This window comes from Mycolicibacterium obuense (assembly GCF_055397605.1).
In genome coordinates this window covers 2,784,666-2,800,911 of sequence record NZ_AP043663.1, presented here as the reverse complement: position 1 = coordinate 2,800,911, position 16,246 = coordinate 2,784,666, and the positions used below count along the sequence as shown (strand labels likewise).

The window sequence follows — 16,246 nt, the reverse complement described above, 5'->3', positions numbered from 1 at the left end:
CTAGCATGGCTATATGAATGTGCGGCGGGCGAAGAGCGTTCTCGGATCAGTGATTCTGGCGCCGGCGGCGCTGCTGGCCGGTATTGCCGGCGCGCCCGCGGCGCAGGCGCAACCCTGCCCCGACATCGAGGTGATCTTCGCTCGGGGCACCGGGGCAGACCCCGGCCTCGGGTTCGTCGGAGATGCCTTCGTCGACGCGCTGCGATCCAAGGTCGGCGGTCGATCCGTGAACGCTTACGCCGTCAACTATCCGGCGGGCTTCGACTTCGACAAGTCCGCTCCCGCCGGCGCTGCCGATGCCGCCGGCCGGGTGCAGTGGATGGCCGACAACTGCCCGGCCACCCGGCTGGTGCTCGGCGGCATGTCCCAGGGCGCCGGCGTCATCGATCTGATCACCGTGGACCCACAGCCGCTGGGCCACTACACGCCAACCCCCCTGCCCGCGCATCTCTCAGACCACATCGCCGCCATTGCGGTGTTCGGCAATCCGCTGCGCGACGTCAAAGGCGGCGGTCCGCTGCCCGCGATGAGCAGCACCTACGGCCCGCGCAGCATCGACATGTGCGCCCTCGACGATCTGTTCTGCTCCAAGGGGCTGAGCCTGCCGGCGCACTTCGCCTACGTCGACAACGGCATGGTCGCCCAGGCGGCCGACTTCGTCGCCGGCAAACTCTGACGGTAGAGCAAAGCCGCTACCCACTTGGGCGCAGTGTCAAACCACCGGCATTGCGCAATCTTTATTGAGTCATTTTTGACGTCTCGCGCTATTCACAAAACTCACAGCTGAACATCCCTATTGCCGTCTCTTCTACGAGTATGGTGAGCGCTACGCAGCAAATTGCAGCGCCGGGGAAGCGGGTGCGGTTCATGAGCAGGTCAGCTAAACGCCGGGCCAGCCGGTGGGTTGCGGTGGCAGCAGCGGCAGCGGTCCTGCCGGTTGGAACCTCCAGCCTCTCCGCGGCGCCCGCGGCGGCGGCCGACGTGCCCGACCCCTTCACGATGACGACGCTCGCGCTGTATCCGGGGCACAACAGCGACGACCACGGCGGCATCATGTGCACCGGAGCTCGGTCGTGCACCCGGGTGGAATATCCCTACCTCGACCGGTACACCGGATCGGCCGACCTGAACGCCGCATTGGCCGCAGCCGACCTGACCCAGCCGTTGGTGGTGTTCGGCTACAGCCAGGGCGCCCGGGTGGTCTCGCAATGGCTCGACGATCACGCCGGAACAGAGGGGGCGCCGACCCCGCAACAGGTGAGCTTCGTGCTGATCGGAAACCCGGAGAACAAGTACGGCGGCACGCATCGGCGCCTCGGCTCGATCACGCCCGTCACCGACTACGGAATCATCGACGTGTCACGGCAATACGATCGGGCGTCCGACTGGCCGGACAATCCGTTGAATCTGCTCGCGTTCCTCAACGCCAACGCCGGGTTGACCGGCATCCACACCCATTACGAGGACGTCGACATCTATGACCCGCGTAATTACGTCTGGAAAGAAGGCAACACCATCTATGTCTTCGTGCCGACGGAGAACATCCCGCTCTTGGATCCCCTGCGCAAGATGGGCCTCGACAAGCTCGCCGACGAGCTCAACTTTCCACTGAAGGCGATCATCGAAAAGGGATACGACCGGTCCTACCTGCCGGACTCCCCCGGCTGGCCGCCGGACCTGCTGCCCCCGATCGTGCCGCCGACGGAGCCGGAGCCCGAGGCCGCGACGCAGACTCTCACCGCCACGCCGCTGAAGACTGCGCTGGCCACCGCACGCACCGCGCGGGCTGCGTCCGTGGCCGCTGAGGATGAGGCGCCTGTCGCCGCCGAGGTCGTCACCGCCCCCGAGGTGTCGGAGGACGAGGCGACCGAGACGACACCCGACACGAGTGTGGCGGAGGCGACGGCAGCCGAGACCGAGAGGACCACCGAGAAGACCGAGAAGACCACCTCGAGGACCACGAAGCAGAAGACGGCCGTCGACCGGACAGAGACGCGCAAGCGGCCGTTCGCGCGGCTCTTCGACCGGCAGACCCGCGCGGCATCCCACGCCGCGGCGAGCACGGACGGCGCATCCGCACAGGAGTGACGAATCGAGCTGTGCTTGGCTCTACGTCATGGACGTCAGCCATCTCGCACCGCTCGAACAGACCGCTCTGCTGACCGAATACTGCCGTGCCCTGGACCAGCGCGCAGCCCAGTCGATCCTCGCGGATCGGTGGGCAGCCGAGACCGTCGACGCCATCGACTACGACTTCGCCAGCCTTGCCGCCACACCCAGCGTGGTGCCGCTGGTGGCCCTGCGCGCCAAAATGCTCGACGACGTCATCCGCTCCTTCCTGTCCGAGCACCGCGACGCCGTCGTCGTCGACCTGGGCGCAGGTCTGTCCTCTGCCGTCCACCGGGTGGGTCCGGGGGCCGGCGTCGACTGGTACAGCGTCGACCGTCCCGCGGTGCTGGCGGTGCGTGCCGCCGTGCTGCCGAGCCACCCGGCCGACCATCCGGTACCCGCTGATCTGACCGCGCCGGGCTGGGCCGAGCAGATCCCGGCCGACCGGCCCGCGATGGTGTTCGCCGACGGCTTGATCGCCTTCCTCGACGAATCGAGGGTGAGAGCGTTGGTGACCGATGTGACAACACATTTCGCGACCGGCGTGCTCGCGTTCAACGACTACGGCCCGGTGAGCAGGGCCAACCGGTTGCTGGGGCGACTGGCCACCTCACGTAAGACGAACTCGCCGCACAACCAGTGGAACTTCTCGGGATTCGCCGACGCCCGCCGACCGGAGTCGTGGGACCCCGCGCTGACGCTGCACGACGAGCAGAGCGTCATGCAGCGGCCCGAAGCCGCAATGTTCCCCCGGGGGCTGCGCCTGGCGGCGAAGCTCTCCCATCGCATCCCGGCGATCGCGCGCAAAGCGCGGGTGCTGTCCTACCGGTTCTAGCGGGTGTCCCCGTTGCCCGCCGAGACCGAATCGGCGGCGCGCGGTGCGCCCGGGGTGCGGCGGTGCACGACGATGCGGCCGCCCTGGGCCGGCGTGACGGTGACGCCCCGGCTGTGGGGCTTCTCATCAGCCGCGCTGGTGGGCTCGATGCGGAACTCACGCAGGATGGTGCGCAGCGTGACCTCCATCTCCATCGTCGCGAAAGAGGCGCCGATGCAGCGCATCATGCCGCCGCCGAAAGGAATCCACGCGAATGGATTGGGCGGCTTGCCGACGAAGCGATCCGGGTCGAAGCGCTCGGCATGCTCGAAGCTGTTCTCGGCGGCCATCGCGAGCTGAGTGCTCGCCAGGATCGTGGCTCCCTCGGGAATGACCCACTCCCCCAGCTGAATACGGGTACGCGCCCGACGCAGCGCGGCGGTCAGCACCGGACGGGTGCGCTGTGACTCGGCGATGGTGGCCAGCAGCAATTCGTTGCCGCCGGCATCGACCTCGTCGGTCAGCCGAACCAGCAGATCCGGATGGCGACGAATGCGCTCGATGGTCCACGCCAGCTGCGTCGAGGTGGTCTCGTGACCGGCCACCAACATGGTGAGCAGTTCGTCGACGATGTAGCTGTCCGGAAGCGGTGAGCCGTTGTCGTAGCGGGCCTGCAGCAGCAGCGACAGGACATCGCCGCGATCGGCGAAATCCGGATCCGACCGAGCTTGGCGCATCACGGATTTCAGCAATTCGTCCATCCGGCGCCGGTAGCCGGCGAACTTCCCACCCGGGCTCCAGGGCCCCATGTCCTTGCGCACGATCGACGGCATCAGCGCGATCTTCGACCCGAACTCGACGGCCTTGGGCATCAGCTCGCGCATCTCGTCGAGCTCGGCCCCCTCGGCGCCGAACACGGTACGCAGGATCGTGTTCAGCGTGATCCGCATCATCGGGTCGACGGTCGGGAACTCGACACCCTCGGCCCAGGTGCCGATCTCACGCAGCACCTCCTGTTCGGTCACGGTCTCGTAGGCGCGCATGTTCTTGCCATTGAACGGCGGCAGCAGCAGCTTGCGCCGGGCCAGCAGCTCGTCGCCCTCGAGGTTGAAGATCGAGCCGGGGCCGAGCACGTCGCCGCCCAGGTTGTTCTGCGGCCGGCCGATCAGCTCCCGACTGCTGCTGAACAGTTCCTTGACCAGCGCGGGATCACTGATCACCACCGTGGTGCCGAACACCGGCACCCGCAGGGTGAACGTGGAGCCGTACCGGCGGCCCAGGGCCGCGATCGATCCGTAGCGGGCCGCGAGCACCGCCGCGCCCTGAACCAGGCTGGGCACGGGCGGGCCGGGTGGCAGCTTCACCGGATCTGTGGTGGCCGCTGTCATGGTGTCACCTCGTCGCTTCTAGAAGACGTCGCTTTGTTCGGAGACGTCGCTTTCAGGAGACGCTGTCTGGGGAGCGTCAGGCTATCTGGTAATCGCTGAGCGGAAAATGTTCCTGCTCTTTGACGGCCTGTCGGATGGATGTGGGCCGGAACAGCGGCGCCTCGCCTGATTTGTTGAACCAGTATGAGCGCGAATTGGTGCAGTCGCCGAGTCGGAACACCGAATCGTCGAGCAGGGTCAGCATGCGGTCAAGGAACCGATCGTTGGCCTCCTCGGTGACCTCGAACGCCCGGCCGCCGCTGCGCTGCAGCTCGCCGAAGAGTCGCTTCATGTGCCGCATCTGGTACTCGACGGTGTCGAACCAGGACATGCCCACCCAGGCGTACGGGCTGGCCTGGTTGATCATGTTCGGGAACAGCGGCACGGTCATGCCCTCATAGGCTTGGAACCCGTTCTCCCGCCACCACTTTCCGAGGTCGCGGCCCTCCCGGCCGATCACCGGGATCGCGGGCAGATTGGATTCCCACACGTCGAAGCCTGTGGCGAGGACCAGGGTGTCCACGGTGCGCTTGACGCCGTCGCTGGTGACGATGCCGTCGGGTTCGATCCGCTCGATGCCCGTCGTCTCCAGGTGGACGTGCGCCTTGTTGAGCGCGCGGTAGTAGACGTTGGACAGCGTCGGGCGTTTGCAGCCGAAGTCGTAGTTCGGGGTGAGCTTTTGCCGCAGCTCGCGATCCCTGATCGACAGGAAGCGGTGCAGGGCGCCGATGGCGGCCGCAGCAGTGTTGACCGGCCGGAACTGCCGGAACTTCCACATCGCGATGGTCACCATGACGTCCATGAAAAGATCGCTGGACATCCGCAGAAGACGTTGCGCCACAGGGAATCTGGCGAACAGCTTTTGCGCGGCCGGACCGAAGGTGAGGTCGAACTTCGGCATGACCCAGATCGGGGTGCGCTGGTAGACGGTCAGCTCGGCGACGTCCTCGGCGAGCTTGGGGATCAGCTGGACCCCGGTGGACCCGGTGCCGATGATCGCCGCCTTCGTGCCGCGCAGCGAGTAGTCATCGTTCCACTCCTGGGCATGCAGAACCGTGCCGGCGAAATCCTCGATACCCGGGATGTCGGGCTTCTTCGGCTGGCTCAGGTAGCCGGTAGCCAGGATCAGGAACTGAGCCCGCAGCGTCTCGCCACCCTGCAGCGACACCTGCCAGGTCTGCGACTCCTCGTCCCAGCGTGCACCGTCCACCGTGGTGTTGAAGCGCATGTAGCGCCGCAGGTCGTACTTGTCGGCCACGTGATCGGCGTAGGTCTTGAGCTCGGCGCCAGGGGCGTAGAGCCGCGACCAGTACGGGTTCGGTTCGAACCAGTACGAGTACGTGGTGGAGGGGACGTCGACCGTCAGGCCCGGATACCTGTTGACATGCCAGGTACCGCCGAGATCGTCCTCCCTGTCGAGGAGGACGATCCGGCGGTACCCAAGCCTGTTGAGCTGGATCGCGGCGCCCATTCCGCCGAATCCCGCGCCGACGATGACAGCGTCGAATTGCTCGGTACTCACGTGGCGATACTACGGGCTTTCACAGGGGTTCTCGCAGGCGTGACCGCAGTCGCGGTCCTACTTGCTGTCACCACCGTCGGACTTGCTCGCGCTGGCCTTCGAGGACGAACCGTCGCCACCGGCGTCACGCTTGCTGAACTTCGGAGCCTTCTTGGCAGGCGCCGAGTCGTCCGATGATTTCGCGCTTCCCGCGTCCGCTTTCGTCGTGTCGGCACTCGTGTCCGCCTTCGTCGTATCGGCGGCCTTGCGGTCCTTGCCGAACGACCACTTCTTGGCGGGCTTGGCGGTGTCGTCGGACGACTTGCCGTCATCGGTCTTGTCGACGACGGGGGTGACCTCGGGGGCGGGGGTCTCTGCGACCGTGCCCTTGTCCGAGCCCTTGTCCGTCTCCGTGTCCTTGACCGTCTTGGTGTCGTCGGTCTTGGCCTGGTTGAACTTGTCGGTCAGGTTCTGGATCGCGTTGGCCAGGAAATCGTTCTTCTTGGCCGGCTTGACAGAGTCAGCCGAGGTGTCCTTGGTGGGCTCCTCGACGGCCGTCGTGACCTCGGGCGTGGTCTTGGCGGCCAGCAGCGCGGTCGCGGTCGACGTGTCTTCCTCGCCGGGCTTGGGCCCGATCCACTTGCCGTCCTCGCCGTAGTTCTTCTTGTACTTCGGCGGCACGTAGCTGTTCGGCGGGATATCGTCGCCGGGCTTCCAGTCCGTCGGCATGAACGGATCCGCCGGGTTGCAGGTCGGGCAGAGCACCTTGGCGAACGGGCGCAGCACGTACGCCGACAGCGACATCTGCGGGTTCCACAGCGTGCTCTGCGGCACGAAGGGATACCAGCTCTTCCACAGTGCCGACGTGAGCCGGACCGTGGTGTCCCAGATCTCCTTGCCGGACGGGAAGTCGACCGGCTCCGGATCGTTGAGCAGGTAGTCCCACGTGGCGTTCCAGCCAGCGTTGGGATCGAGCTTGACGGTCTCGCCCGACCAGTTGGTGGGCAACCCGGTCTCGCCGAGCTCCTGCCCCCAGTAGGTCTCGTTGGCGCTGATCGGGTTGATCACCTCGGGGAACGTGTAGCCGTTACCGAGGTAGAACTCCCATGGCGCCACGGTGAACATGTGGCTGAGGATGCTCTCCGGGTGCGGGCACGGCGGGAAGCCGGAGCAGCCCGCATCCATCGGCAAGTTGGCGGCCAGGAAGTAGAACGTCGCGATGCCGGCCTGCTCCGAGTAGGGCTTGAACGGCAGGAGCATGTCCACGAAGCCCTTGGTCATCTCCTCGTTCGGCGGATCCCACCCGAGGACGTTGACGTCGCTGTAGACCCACCAGCTCTTGCTCTCCTCCATGGCGGCGGAGAAGCGGTTGATCGCATTGATCTCGGCCTGAGGAACGCTCAGCACCGCGTTGAACAGGTTCGGAATGATGTTGGCGTAGGACTGGCCCGGCTTCAGGCCGCTGCTCGCCGCAACCAGGTCGACGTCCATCGAGGAGATGGTCCGTTCCTGGGCGGCGCTCACGGCGGCCTCGACCGGCAGTACCGACCCCGCCGCGATCAACGACGCCCCGACAAGCGCAACGCCTGTCGTGACGTACGGTCGCAACGCTGACTGCATCTGTGCATCCCTCTCGTCGGACGTGCTGTGAGCTCTCGCGTAACGGGTCACGACGAGATCACGATGACAGTACCGAAGTGTGATGCAGGTGTCCAGCTAATGAGAAATTGCTGCGCCGTCACATGCATCCGCGAAGATGTGCCCGATTCGCCCGCCTGGCGCACTCGGCGGGCGCTTCGCCATACGCGGGTCGTTCCGTCGAAATGCCCTGGCTGACCGCGATTTGCGCCTGTCGGCAGCGTCAATATGGGCGCCGCACAGACCCTCGTCAGCAATGTGAAAGCGCAAAGAGCCGCGTCGATCGTCCTACCGAGAAGGCTTTGCCGGAGGGTAGTCGGCGCCCGAGTCGGAGCTCTCAGAGGCATTCTGTGGACAACCAGGCGTCGATCCGGGTCGCCACCGCCTCCCACCCCGGCTCCACCATCATGTTGTGCCCCATCCGGGGGAAGAACTCCGGCTCGGTGCGGTAGGCCTTCGCAGTGGCCGCCACCTCGTCGCGGGTGACGGCGCCGTCGTCGGCGGCCCCCAGCACCAGCATCCGCGTGTGAATCCGGTCCGGGCGCGGCCGGTTGAAGATCCCGTCGGTACCCGACCGCGCGCTCTCCTCTCCCAGCCGCTCGATGGAGCGCCGCACCAGGTCCTCGGGGGTGTGCGGGGAGAAGAACCGCTCGCGCGCCAGCTCGGGGGTGCTGACGTAGGGCAGCGTCTTGCGCGTCACCGACATCTTCGCGAAGTGCCAGGGGTGCCGGCGCAGCCACCGCAGCCCCGAACGCAGGTAACCCTGAGGCGGCATCGAGGCCATCAGCACCGCCGCAGGCGCCTCATGGGACTCCAGGTACTTCTGCACGACGAACCCGCCCATCGAATGCCCGATCAGAACCGGCGGCGTCGCCAAGGTGGCGGCGACCGCCGCGACATCGGCCTCGTAGTCGTCGAACGTGCAGTCGTTGAGAGGTTTGTCGGTGCTGCTCCCGCCGTGGCCGCGCAGGCTCAGCGCCAGCGCGTGGTAGCCGCGGTCGGCGAACCAGCTCAGGAAGTGCTCGTCCCAGCACCACGCTGCGTGCCAGGCGCCGTGCACGAACAGCAGCGGGGCAGGATGGGCGGCGCTCACCTGCCCCCGGTCGACAACCTCGAGCATGGTCTCCTCGCATCGGGCGGGTGGGGGCAGCGTCCGCGTGGACGGGTGGGCAGCGCCCCTGATAGTACGGTTCCTGCTATGAGGTCCAGCGCCCGACGAGGCGGAACATCCACCGGCGGGCTGCGATTCGGCCTGCTCGACGGGATCGTCTACACCCGCTTCTCGCCGACGGCGGCCACCCGGTTCGCCGGCGCCACCGTCGCGCTCAACGGCGGCGATTCACTGTGGGTGGGCGATCACCTGAACTCGCTGATCCCCCGCTCGCTGGCCACGCCCGAACACCTCGGCGTCGGGGCCAAGCTGGTGCCGAGGGTCGACGCCATCCTCGAACCGTGGACGATGCTCGGCCACCTCGCGGCGCGCAACCGGCTCACCCGGCTGCGCCTCGGTGTCTGTGTCACCGACGCCAGCCGACGCAATCCCGCGGTCACCGCCCAAGCGGCGGCCACCCTGCATCTGCTCACCAAGGGTCGGGCCATGCTCGGCATCGGGGTGGGCGAGCGCGAGGGCAACGAACCGTACGGCGTGCCGTGGGAGAAGCCGGTGGCCCGCTTCGAAGAGGCGGTGGCGACGATCCGGGCGCTGTGGAACTCCGGCGGCGAGGCGATCACCCGGGATTCGGAGTTCTTTCCGCTGCACAACGCCGTGTTCGACCTGCCGCCCTACCGTGGCACCTGGCCGGAGATGTGGGTGGCCGCGCAAGGCCCCCGGATGCTGCGCATCACCGGTCGGCACGCCGACGGCTGGGTGCCGTTCACGATCTCCCGCCCGGCGGACTACGCCCGCTCGCTCGCCACCGTGCGCGATGTCGCCTCCGACGCCGGGCGTGATCCCGCCGCGATCGTCCCGGCGCTCAACCGCGCCGTCGTGGTGGGCCGCACCCGCGACGACGTGGACGAGGCGCTCGACGGGGTGATCATGAAGTCGTCGGCGCTGTCCGCGCCGGCGGAGACGTGGGCACGTCACGGCGTCGTGCACCCGCTCGGCGCGGACTTCTCCGGGGTGCAGGACCTGGTGCCGCAGACCATCGACTACGAGAGCGCGCTCGCCTACACCAAGGCGGTACCGGCCTCGCTGATGCGCGAGATCACGTTCAGCGGCACGGCCGACGAGGTGCTCGGGCAGATCGCCGAGTGGCGCGACCACGGGCTGCGCTACCTGCTGGTGATGAACGCGAGCCAGCTGAACCCGCGGTTGCGCAAGGCGGTCGCGGCGAGCGGACCGTTCGGCACCGTGCTGCGGGGGCTCAAGAAACTCTGACCACACCACACTGCGTCGGCGAGTTAGCTGACTTCGCCACAGCGGCAGTTTTCGTTACATTGCTACATGCGGTCGGCGTGACGTGGGCGGCACCGGCGCAGCCGGGGTTTATTTGCCGGCGGGTCAATTTTGCGGGACCTGCGTTCCAGGTCAGCCGCGTCCGCGCTCCCCGCGTGGTCTTATTCAACTCGTCGTAAATCTTTTCGGGGTCTTTGCACACGGCGGTGCCTATACCGTTTATCGTTGCTTTGCTACGGTCACGTTTGTCCGCCGCATACGGGGAGCGGGTACAGCGCCGTCGTCACGTCGACCACAGAAGGATTCTCGATGCACACAGCTTTGCGTCCGTATGCCACCGCGGGCGTCGCGCTGGTGGGGGCCGGCCTCATCGCCGTCGGCCCCGTCACCCCGACGCCGCACACCACCATGGTCCGCGATGCCGATGTCGCCCTGACCGGCTCCGTGGCCAACATCCCCGCCAACGCCCTCCTCGCTGCGCTCAACACCCCGGCGAACCTCGTGTTCGGCATCCAGCGCTTCGCCGACGCGATGGCGGCCAGCGGCAGCTGGGAGGTCTCCCAGCCCAACAACGTGTGGGGCTGGGACCCGGCCAACCCGGAGATGCTCGAGGGCTTCGTCGACATGCTGGTGCCGTTCCCGGCGCTGTCGACTCCGCTCGGTGAGCACCTGAACTGGTGGGCGGCGGCCAACCTGCCGATGTACGCCGGCTGCGCCTTCGAGTGCCCGGACCCCATCGGCATGCTGAAATCGATGTTCACGGTGCCGATGTGGAAGTTCTACTCCCCCGAGGGCTACACGTTCGGCGAGGTGATCAACCCCGTGGACGGCAAGCCGACCGCGTGGTCCGGGCAGACGGTGAAGCTGGACCGGTTCGAGGTGATCAAGTCCGTCGCCGACTACTTCACCGGTGAGCCACAAGCGTTCAAGCCCGTGACGATGTACGACTTCGTCACCGCCAGCGCGAATCTCGCTGCCGCGCTGCAGGTCACGGGACACGTGCCGGACTGGCTCGCCGTCCGCGAGATCGAGACCTTCGTCAAGCTGTTCATCCCCAAGCCGGCGAACCCCGTCGTCGAGGACAAGGACTACCCGGACAACCCGACGGGCTGGCCCGGCGGCGCTCCCGAGACCGCGACCACCAACGTGGTCAGCCTCGACACGGTGAAGGTCGCCAAGGCCGATGTCGAGGCCCCGGCTGAGACCGCGCCGGCGGAGACCGTCGCACCGAAGCCCGCGGTCACCGCGGAGTCGGTGGTCGACTCCGTCAAGAAGACCGTCGAGGAGACTGCTTCGGCGCCCGAGGCGACCGAGGGCACGGATGCGGCCGAGCAGGCTACTTCCGACGCACCGGCCGAAAAGCCCTCCGCCACACCGCGTCGCGCAGGGTCTTTCAGCGTGCAGGACACGGTGGCGAACCTGCAGAGGAAGTTCGCGGCCGCGACGGATAAAGCCACCGAGAAGACAGACAAGACCGACCAGACCGACAAAGCAGACAAGGCCGACAAGGGGACGGACACGACGTCGAAGCGCACCAGTGACCGCGCGGAGAAGTCGGGCGGTTCCTCGTCGTCGGCCAAGACGGCGAAGAAGGACACCGGCGGCACCGAGTAAGCCAACACTCTAAAGCGGAGGTCGTCGGTGCCCAGAAAGGCGCGGCGGTCGCGCGTCAGATGTGGTGTGCGAGTCGGTCTTTGCCCGGCCCATCGAGTTCCCGGAGGGCGTCAGACCGACCGGCCATCGCCATCAGAAGCGCTTCGCCAGGACCGCTGACCTCCTGCCCCCTGCCGTGCGACCATTCCACGTCGGTGGCGCAGAGCCGAACACCACGGGCACGCCATGCTCCTCGGATGAGCGGCACGTACCGCGCGAAGTCGAGCACAGCCGTCAGGCGCTCGGCGGGGATGACGCGCGGCATGTTCAAGGGTCGCCGGATGTCCTGCTGGTGGACCATGCCATCGACCAGAGCGATCATGCCCCCGAACCCGGCAGTCAGCCCGCGCGGACGACTGTGCTCGCGAACCAATCGGACGAGGTCTTCGGGTGGGCGAGCAGCAAGCTCGGCTGTTCCGATCGCATTGATTCGGTTGACGAGGAAGCCGCCGCGGACGAATCGGGCGGCCAGATCGGTGGTGCTCAGTTCGTCGTAGCCGATGACGTGCGCGACGACATCGCGCACCCGCCACTGGTGGCACAGGCTGCGCTCATTCCACTGCTCGGCGGAGAGTCCAGCGAGAAAGTCCGCGAAGTCGCGGCGCTCGTCACACGCCATCTCCATCGTGGTCGCCACGACGCCTCCTCAGCGCCTGCGCGGTCCGAACCACGCGCGGTTGCCGTACCGGTCGAGGTGCACCACCTCGTCCACCGGCCTGCGCGTGGTCGGGCCGTAGCGGCCCTTCGGCCAGCCGAGCGGCACCACCGCGCACGGCGTGACGTCCATCGGCAGCCCGAGGATTCGCCGCGCAGACGTCAGATTCCACAGCGGCAGCGTGATGAGCGAGGCGCCCAGTCCCATCGAGCGGGCCGCCAGCAGCAGGTTCTGCACGCTGGGGTAGATCGACCCGAAGAACGCCGAGGCGGCCGCGTGCGGCATCGGCACGAAAGGCACCTTGCCGTCGCGGCTACCCAACTTCAGGCAGGCGATCACCAGCACCGGGATCTCGGTGAAATGCTCCAGCTGCCATTCGATGGCCTTGACGCTCTTGGCCATCTCATCGTCGTAGGACGCGATGTCGCGGATCGACGTCCGGTGAAAAGCGCGCCACGCCAACCGGTATCGACGCTGCAGCTTCTTCTTGACCCGAGGATCCTTGACGACGACGAACTCCCAGTTCTGCCCGTTGGCGCCCGTCGGGGCCCGCAACGCGAGCTCGATGCACTTGAGCACGATCGCGTCGTCGACCGGATCGGGGCGCACCCGCCGAATCGCGCGCTGGGTCATCATCGTCTCGACCAGTGGCATGTTCAGCCGGGCCAGCGCCTCCTCGGCGCTCGGGATCGGTTCGGGCATCGCTATGCCTCCTCCGCGATCCACGAGGCGGTGAACTGCTGCATCTGCGGGACGTCGCGGGCGATCAGCTCGGCGACGTAGCGTTCGATGCGTCCGCCCATCATCGGGATACGCACCTCGACCGTGCCGCGTACCCGCAGCCGCGAGCCCGTCGGAATCGCCTGCAGCACCATGGTTCCCGACCCGGAGCTGGGTACCCCGCGGGCAGTGATCGCGAAGTCACCGTGCGCCTCCCCCGCGTCTCCGCCCGGCCGCCACGTCTCCCTGCGCGTGATCGAGGTGTTCCCGGGCAACATCCGCCCGATCTGACCGGGCAGCATGTCCTGGCGCAGATCCTGCGTGGTCTGCACGACGACGCCGCCGTCGGACTCGACGGTCAACGAATCCAGCGTCATCGAATCGCCACCGTAGGCGGCAAGCCGGGCCAGCCAGTACTCCCTGGTGGCGAACGCGGCCAGTACGTCGGGGACCGCGGCGCTCGCCTCGGCGCTCACGTCGAACGGACGCGCCACTACGGACGCTCCGAAGGCGCCCGGCCGAACACCTTGTCGGCGACCCGGCCCGCGAATCGCCGTGCCTCTTCGAGGTGTTCGTCGTTGATGTTGGTGGGGGGCAGCTTCATGCCGAGGTAGCGGTCCCGGTACTCCCCCGTGCCCAGGTAGCTGGTCAGCGACAGCATCGACGGCAGCTCACCGCCGGGATAGGTGAAGTGGATGCCGTCGACGTAGCGCCCGCCCTTCTTCTCGGCGAGCTTGCGCACCCCGGCCAGGTTCTTCCGCCACTTGCGCCGGCAGACGACGAACACGGCAAAACGCTTGCCGTCCAACACCGGCCGAGCCTCATGGGACATCAGGAACGTGCGCAGCGGCATCGACACGGTGTCCCACCACGTCGGCGACCCGATGCAGATCAGGTCGTAGGAACCGGTGCGCACCGCCTCCGGTGTGCGGATGTCGCCGGTGCGTTTGAGCGTCTGCGCGGGCAGCATGCCGAGGAACTCCGGCCACACGCTGCGCATCGGGAATCGGGAGAAGCGCTCGGCATACCGGGGGTCGGTGAACTCGATCGGCGCCTCGGTGACCTCGCAACCGCGCGCACGGAACACCTCGGCCGCGGCGTCGAGCACCTTTTTGGCCTGCCCGGTGTAGCTGTAGTAGAGCAGCAGCACCTTCGGTGAATCAGCCAACTCCGGCACATCCTTTCGTGGCCTGGGCAACCCGACGTGCCACGCCGGGCCTCAAGCGCATAGCCTCACACACGTGAACGACAAAGTTGCGGTCAATCTGAGCGGCCCCGCGAAGACGATGCTGTCCACGTTGTACCTGAAGGCGCTCGACGCCGACTTCGAGGCGCCCATCCTCGGCGACCGATTCGCCAAGGCCGCGATCGGCAAGCTCGACTTCGACTGGAGCGAGCTGGAGATCACCCCGAAATGGGCGCCGCTGTTCACTGTTCGCACCGCACAGTACGACATCTGGGTGCGCCAGTTCATCGCCGCGCATCCGGAGTGCACCGTCGTGCACCTGGGGTGCGGACTGGACTGCCGTGTCTTCCGCGTCGACCCCGGCCCCGGCGTTCGTTGGTACGACGTCGATTTCCCGCAGGTGATCGCGCTGCGGGAACAGATCTACCCCAGCCGGGACAACTACGAGCTGATCGCCACGCCGGCCACCGAACCGGAGTGGCTCGAGCAGATTCCCGCCGACCGGCCGACACTGCTGATCGCCGAGGGCATCAGCATGTACCTGACCGAGGAGGAAGGCATCGCGCTGCTGCGCCGGTTCATCGACCGCTTCGGCACCGGCGAGCTGCAGATCGACTTCTTCAACTGGCTGGCCATCAAATCGCAGAAGTCCCAGTCGCTGGTGCGCACCTCCGGCTCGGTGCTGTACTGGGCGGTCAACAGCCCCCAACAGATCCTCGACAAGCTGCCGGACATCCGGTTGCTCGCGGCCGCAACGTTTTTCGACGCCAGCACCTACGCCCGCACCGGCCGCGGCATGCACGCGCTCAAACGCCTCGTCGCCGCCGTGCCGCCGCTGCGGACCTCGTTGCAATACCATCGCTACGCGTACGGCGCCTAGGCGCTCGCGGCCTGCTTCGCCGCGATGCTGCGCAGCTGGGCCTCGATCGCGGCGATCGACTTGTCGCGATCTGGGCCATGGCTGTGGTACTCGATCATCAACTGCCCGTTGAAGATCTTCGACGTGTAGATCTCGATGCCGGCGCCGACCGCGAAGTAGAACTCGCCGTGGCTCGCGGCCACCTCCATGTCCGCCGGGGTGCGCAGCGGCGGCACGATGCCGTTGTCGGTGAACATCACCACATCGGGCAGGCCGGGCGGGTTGCCGACGTACTGCGGACTGAAGTGCAGGAAGCTCTGCTGGATGACGCCTTCGGCGATGTCCTTTTTGTAGGTGTCGTTGATGTCGCGGGCCAGCGCCGCCACGTCGGTGCCGGGATGGATCTCGGCCAGGTACGTCGCGATGCCCACCGGGTTGGTGCTCTCGGTCGCCGACACCGGCGGCGTCAGCAGGTAGCGCAGATCCACCGGGTAGACGTAGGGCACCGGGATGTTCGGTGTGTTGCGCACCTGCCACTCGGCCATCAGCACTGCCGCGGACAGCAGGCTGTTCAGGCCCAGCTTGTTGGCCCGGCAGAACGCGATGATGTTTTCGGTGTCCTGCTCGGAGAGCGTGCAGTACTCCATCGGGACCAGTTGCGGCAGCACCGGATTGGTCTCCGAGGGAGCCCGGCGCGACGGCGGTAGCTCGTAGGCGAACATCGCGGCGAGCAGACGCTCCAGCCCCGAGCGGGTCCTCTTCTCGACGCCGCGACTGGCCAGGATCGTCTCCAGCGGCTCGGGTGCGGGATGCACCGTGACGGGCCGGGTGGTCCCGGTGGTGACCAGGTCGGTGTAGGTGGAGAACAGTTCCTCGACGAGGCTGAACTGGTGGTGGCCGTCGGCCAGGCTGTGATGGATGTAGAGCGTCGGCTGGGCCACTCCGTCGCGGATCGTCAGGCGCAGATGCACCAGCGACTGGGTCTGGTCGAAGATCAGCGGCGGCGCCGGCTCGTCACCGGTCAGCTCGACCACCTCGATACCCGGGTGCATCAGATCGTCGAGAACGATCTCCCACTTGCTGTCGGGCAGCTGCTCGAGATGTCCGCCGAGCACCGGATGCGCCTCCAGAAGCGCGTCGAACGCATCGGAGAGCGCGTCGGCATCCATCGGACCCTTGACGTGCGCCGCCAACCCGATGAAGTTGTGCGTCTCGGCGAACATCTCCTCGCTGCGGGCGAGCTTGCGAATCCCCGAGGACGGAAACATCGGAATCAGACTCCCTCT

15 protein-coding genes are annotated in these 16,246 nt (G+C 67.0%); 6 read left to right on the top strand and 9 right to left on the bottom strand.

Annotation, left to right across the window (positions count from 1 at the left end):
- Positions 1–13 precede the first annotated feature (13 nt).
- The 3 genes from ACZ50N_RS13285 (at position 14) to ACZ50N_RS13275 (ending at position 2,944) form a co-directional block, all read left to right on the top strand.
- Positions 14–676, top strand: a complete 663-nt coding sequence (locus ACZ50N_RS13285) for a cutinase family protein (protein ID WP_464475574.1) — start codon at positions 14–16, stop codon at positions 674–676.
- Between the two features lie 191 nt (positions 677–867).
- Positions 868–2,088, top strand: coding sequence for a PE-PPE domain-containing protein (locus ACZ50N_RS13280; protein ID WP_464475573.1), 1,221 nt, complete (start codon positions 868–870; stop codon positions 2,086–2,088).
- A gap of 28 nt (positions 2,089–2,116) precedes the next feature.
- Positions 2,117–2,944, top strand: coding sequence for a class I SAM-dependent methyltransferase (locus ACZ50N_RS13275; protein ID WP_464475572.1), 828 nt, complete (start codon positions 2,117–2,119; stop codon positions 2,942–2,944).
- Here the strand turns inward: ACZ50N_RS13275 and ACZ50N_RS13270 are convergent.
- The 4 genes from ACZ50N_RS13270 to ACZ50N_RS13255 all read right to left on the bottom strand — a co-directional run bounded on the left by ACZ50N_RS13270 (position 2,941) and on the right by ACZ50N_RS13255 (position 8,609).
- Positions 2,941–4,311 carry a cytochrome P450 gene (locus tag ACZ50N_RS13270; RefSeq protein ID WP_464475571.1) on the bottom strand — a complete coding sequence of 457 codons (1,371 nt, stop codon included), beginning with the start codon at positions 4,309–4,311 and terminating at the stop codon, positions 2,941–2,943. The genes ACZ50N_RS13275 and ACZ50N_RS13270 overlap by 4 nt on opposite strands.
- A 76-nt stretch (positions 4,312–4,387) precedes the next feature.
- Positions 4,388–5,872, bottom strand: coding sequence for a flavin-containing monooxygenase (locus tag ACZ50N_RS13265; RefSeq protein WP_082133347.1), 1,485 nt, complete (start codon positions 5,870–5,872; stop codon positions 4,388–4,390).
- A 57-nt stretch (positions 5,873–5,929) separates the two neighbouring features.
- Positions 5,930–7,471 (bottom strand): hypothetical protein, encoded by a 1,542-nt coding sequence (locus ACZ50N_RS13260; protein ID WP_464475570.1) that lies wholly within the window; start codon positions 7,469–7,471, stop codon positions 5,930–5,932.
- Positions 7,472–7,826: 355 nt separating this feature from the next.
- On the bottom strand, positions 7,827–8,609 hold the full coding sequence (locus ACZ50N_RS13255; protein ID WP_046362911.1) for an alpha/beta hydrolase: 783 nt from the start codon (positions 8,607–8,609) through the stop codon (positions 7,827–7,829).
- Between the two features lie 78 nt (positions 8,610–8,687).
- On the opposite strand from ACZ50N_RS13255, the gene ACZ50N_RS13250 reads away from it, so the two are divergent.
- The gene (locus tag ACZ50N_RS13250; RefSeq protein ID WP_464475569.1) at positions 8,688–9,869 is read left to right on the top strand and encodes an LLM class flavin-dependent oxidoreductase; all 1,182 of its coding nucleotides are present in this window, start codon (positions 8,688–8,690) and stop codon (positions 9,867–9,869) included.
- Between the two features lie 327 nt (positions 9,870–10,196).
- The gene (locus tag ACZ50N_RS13245; RefSeq protein WP_464475568.1) at positions 10,197–11,501 is read left to right on the top strand and encodes a hypothetical protein; all 1,305 of its coding nucleotides are present in this window, start codon (positions 10,197–10,199) and stop codon (positions 11,499–11,501) included.
- 55 nt (positions 11,502–11,556) lie between these two features.
- Here the strand turns inward: ACZ50N_RS13245 and ACZ50N_RS13240 are convergent, their stop codons facing one another.
- Genes ACZ50N_RS13240 through ACZ50N_RS13225 form a run of 4 tightly spaced genes read right to left on the bottom strand, consistent with a single transcriptional unit; the run spans position 11,557 to position 14,083 of the window.
- Positions 11,557–12,165, bottom strand: a complete 609-nt coding sequence (locus ACZ50N_RS13240; RefSeq protein WP_464475634.1) for a maleylpyruvate isomerase family mycothiol-dependent enzyme — start codon at positions 12,163–12,165, stop codon at positions 11,557–11,559.
- Positions 12,166–12,186: 21 nt separating this feature from the next.
- Positions 12,187–12,897 (bottom strand): nitroreductase family protein, encoded by a 711-nt coding sequence (locus tag ACZ50N_RS13235; protein ID WP_464475567.1) that lies wholly within the window; start codon positions 12,895–12,897, stop codon positions 12,187–12,189.
- Between the two features lie 2 nt (positions 12,898–12,899).
- Positions 12,900–13,409, bottom strand: a complete 510-nt coding sequence (locus tag ACZ50N_RS13230; protein WP_464475566.1) for a DUF2505 domain-containing protein — start codon at positions 13,407–13,409, stop codon at positions 12,900–12,902.
- A complete protein-coding gene (locus ACZ50N_RS13225; RefSeq protein WP_236694311.1) occupies positions 13,409–14,083 on the bottom strand; it encodes a flavodoxin family protein in 675 nt (224 codons plus the stop codon). The genes ACZ50N_RS13230 and ACZ50N_RS13225 overlap by 1 nt, the downstream gene beginning before the upstream one ends.
- A 73-nt stretch (positions 14,084–14,156) precedes the next feature.
- Here ACZ50N_RS13225 and ACZ50N_RS13220 point away from each other — a divergent pair, with 73 nt between their 5' ends.
- On the top strand, positions 14,157–14,981 hold the full coding sequence (locus tag ACZ50N_RS13220) for a class I SAM-dependent methyltransferase (protein ID WP_048424195.1): 825 nt from the start codon (positions 14,157–14,159) through the stop codon (positions 14,979–14,981).
- Here the strand turns inward: ACZ50N_RS13220 and ACZ50N_RS13215 are convergent.
- Complete coding sequence (locus tag ACZ50N_RS13215; RefSeq protein ID WP_464475565.1) at positions 14,978–16,228, bottom strand: phthiocerol/phthiodiolone dimycocerosyl transferase; 1,251 nt, start codon at positions 16,226–16,228, stop codon at positions 14,978–14,980. The two genes, ACZ50N_RS13220 and ACZ50N_RS13215, sit on opposite strands and share 4 nt — an antisense overlap.
- Positions 16,229–16,246 lie beyond the last annotated feature (18 nt).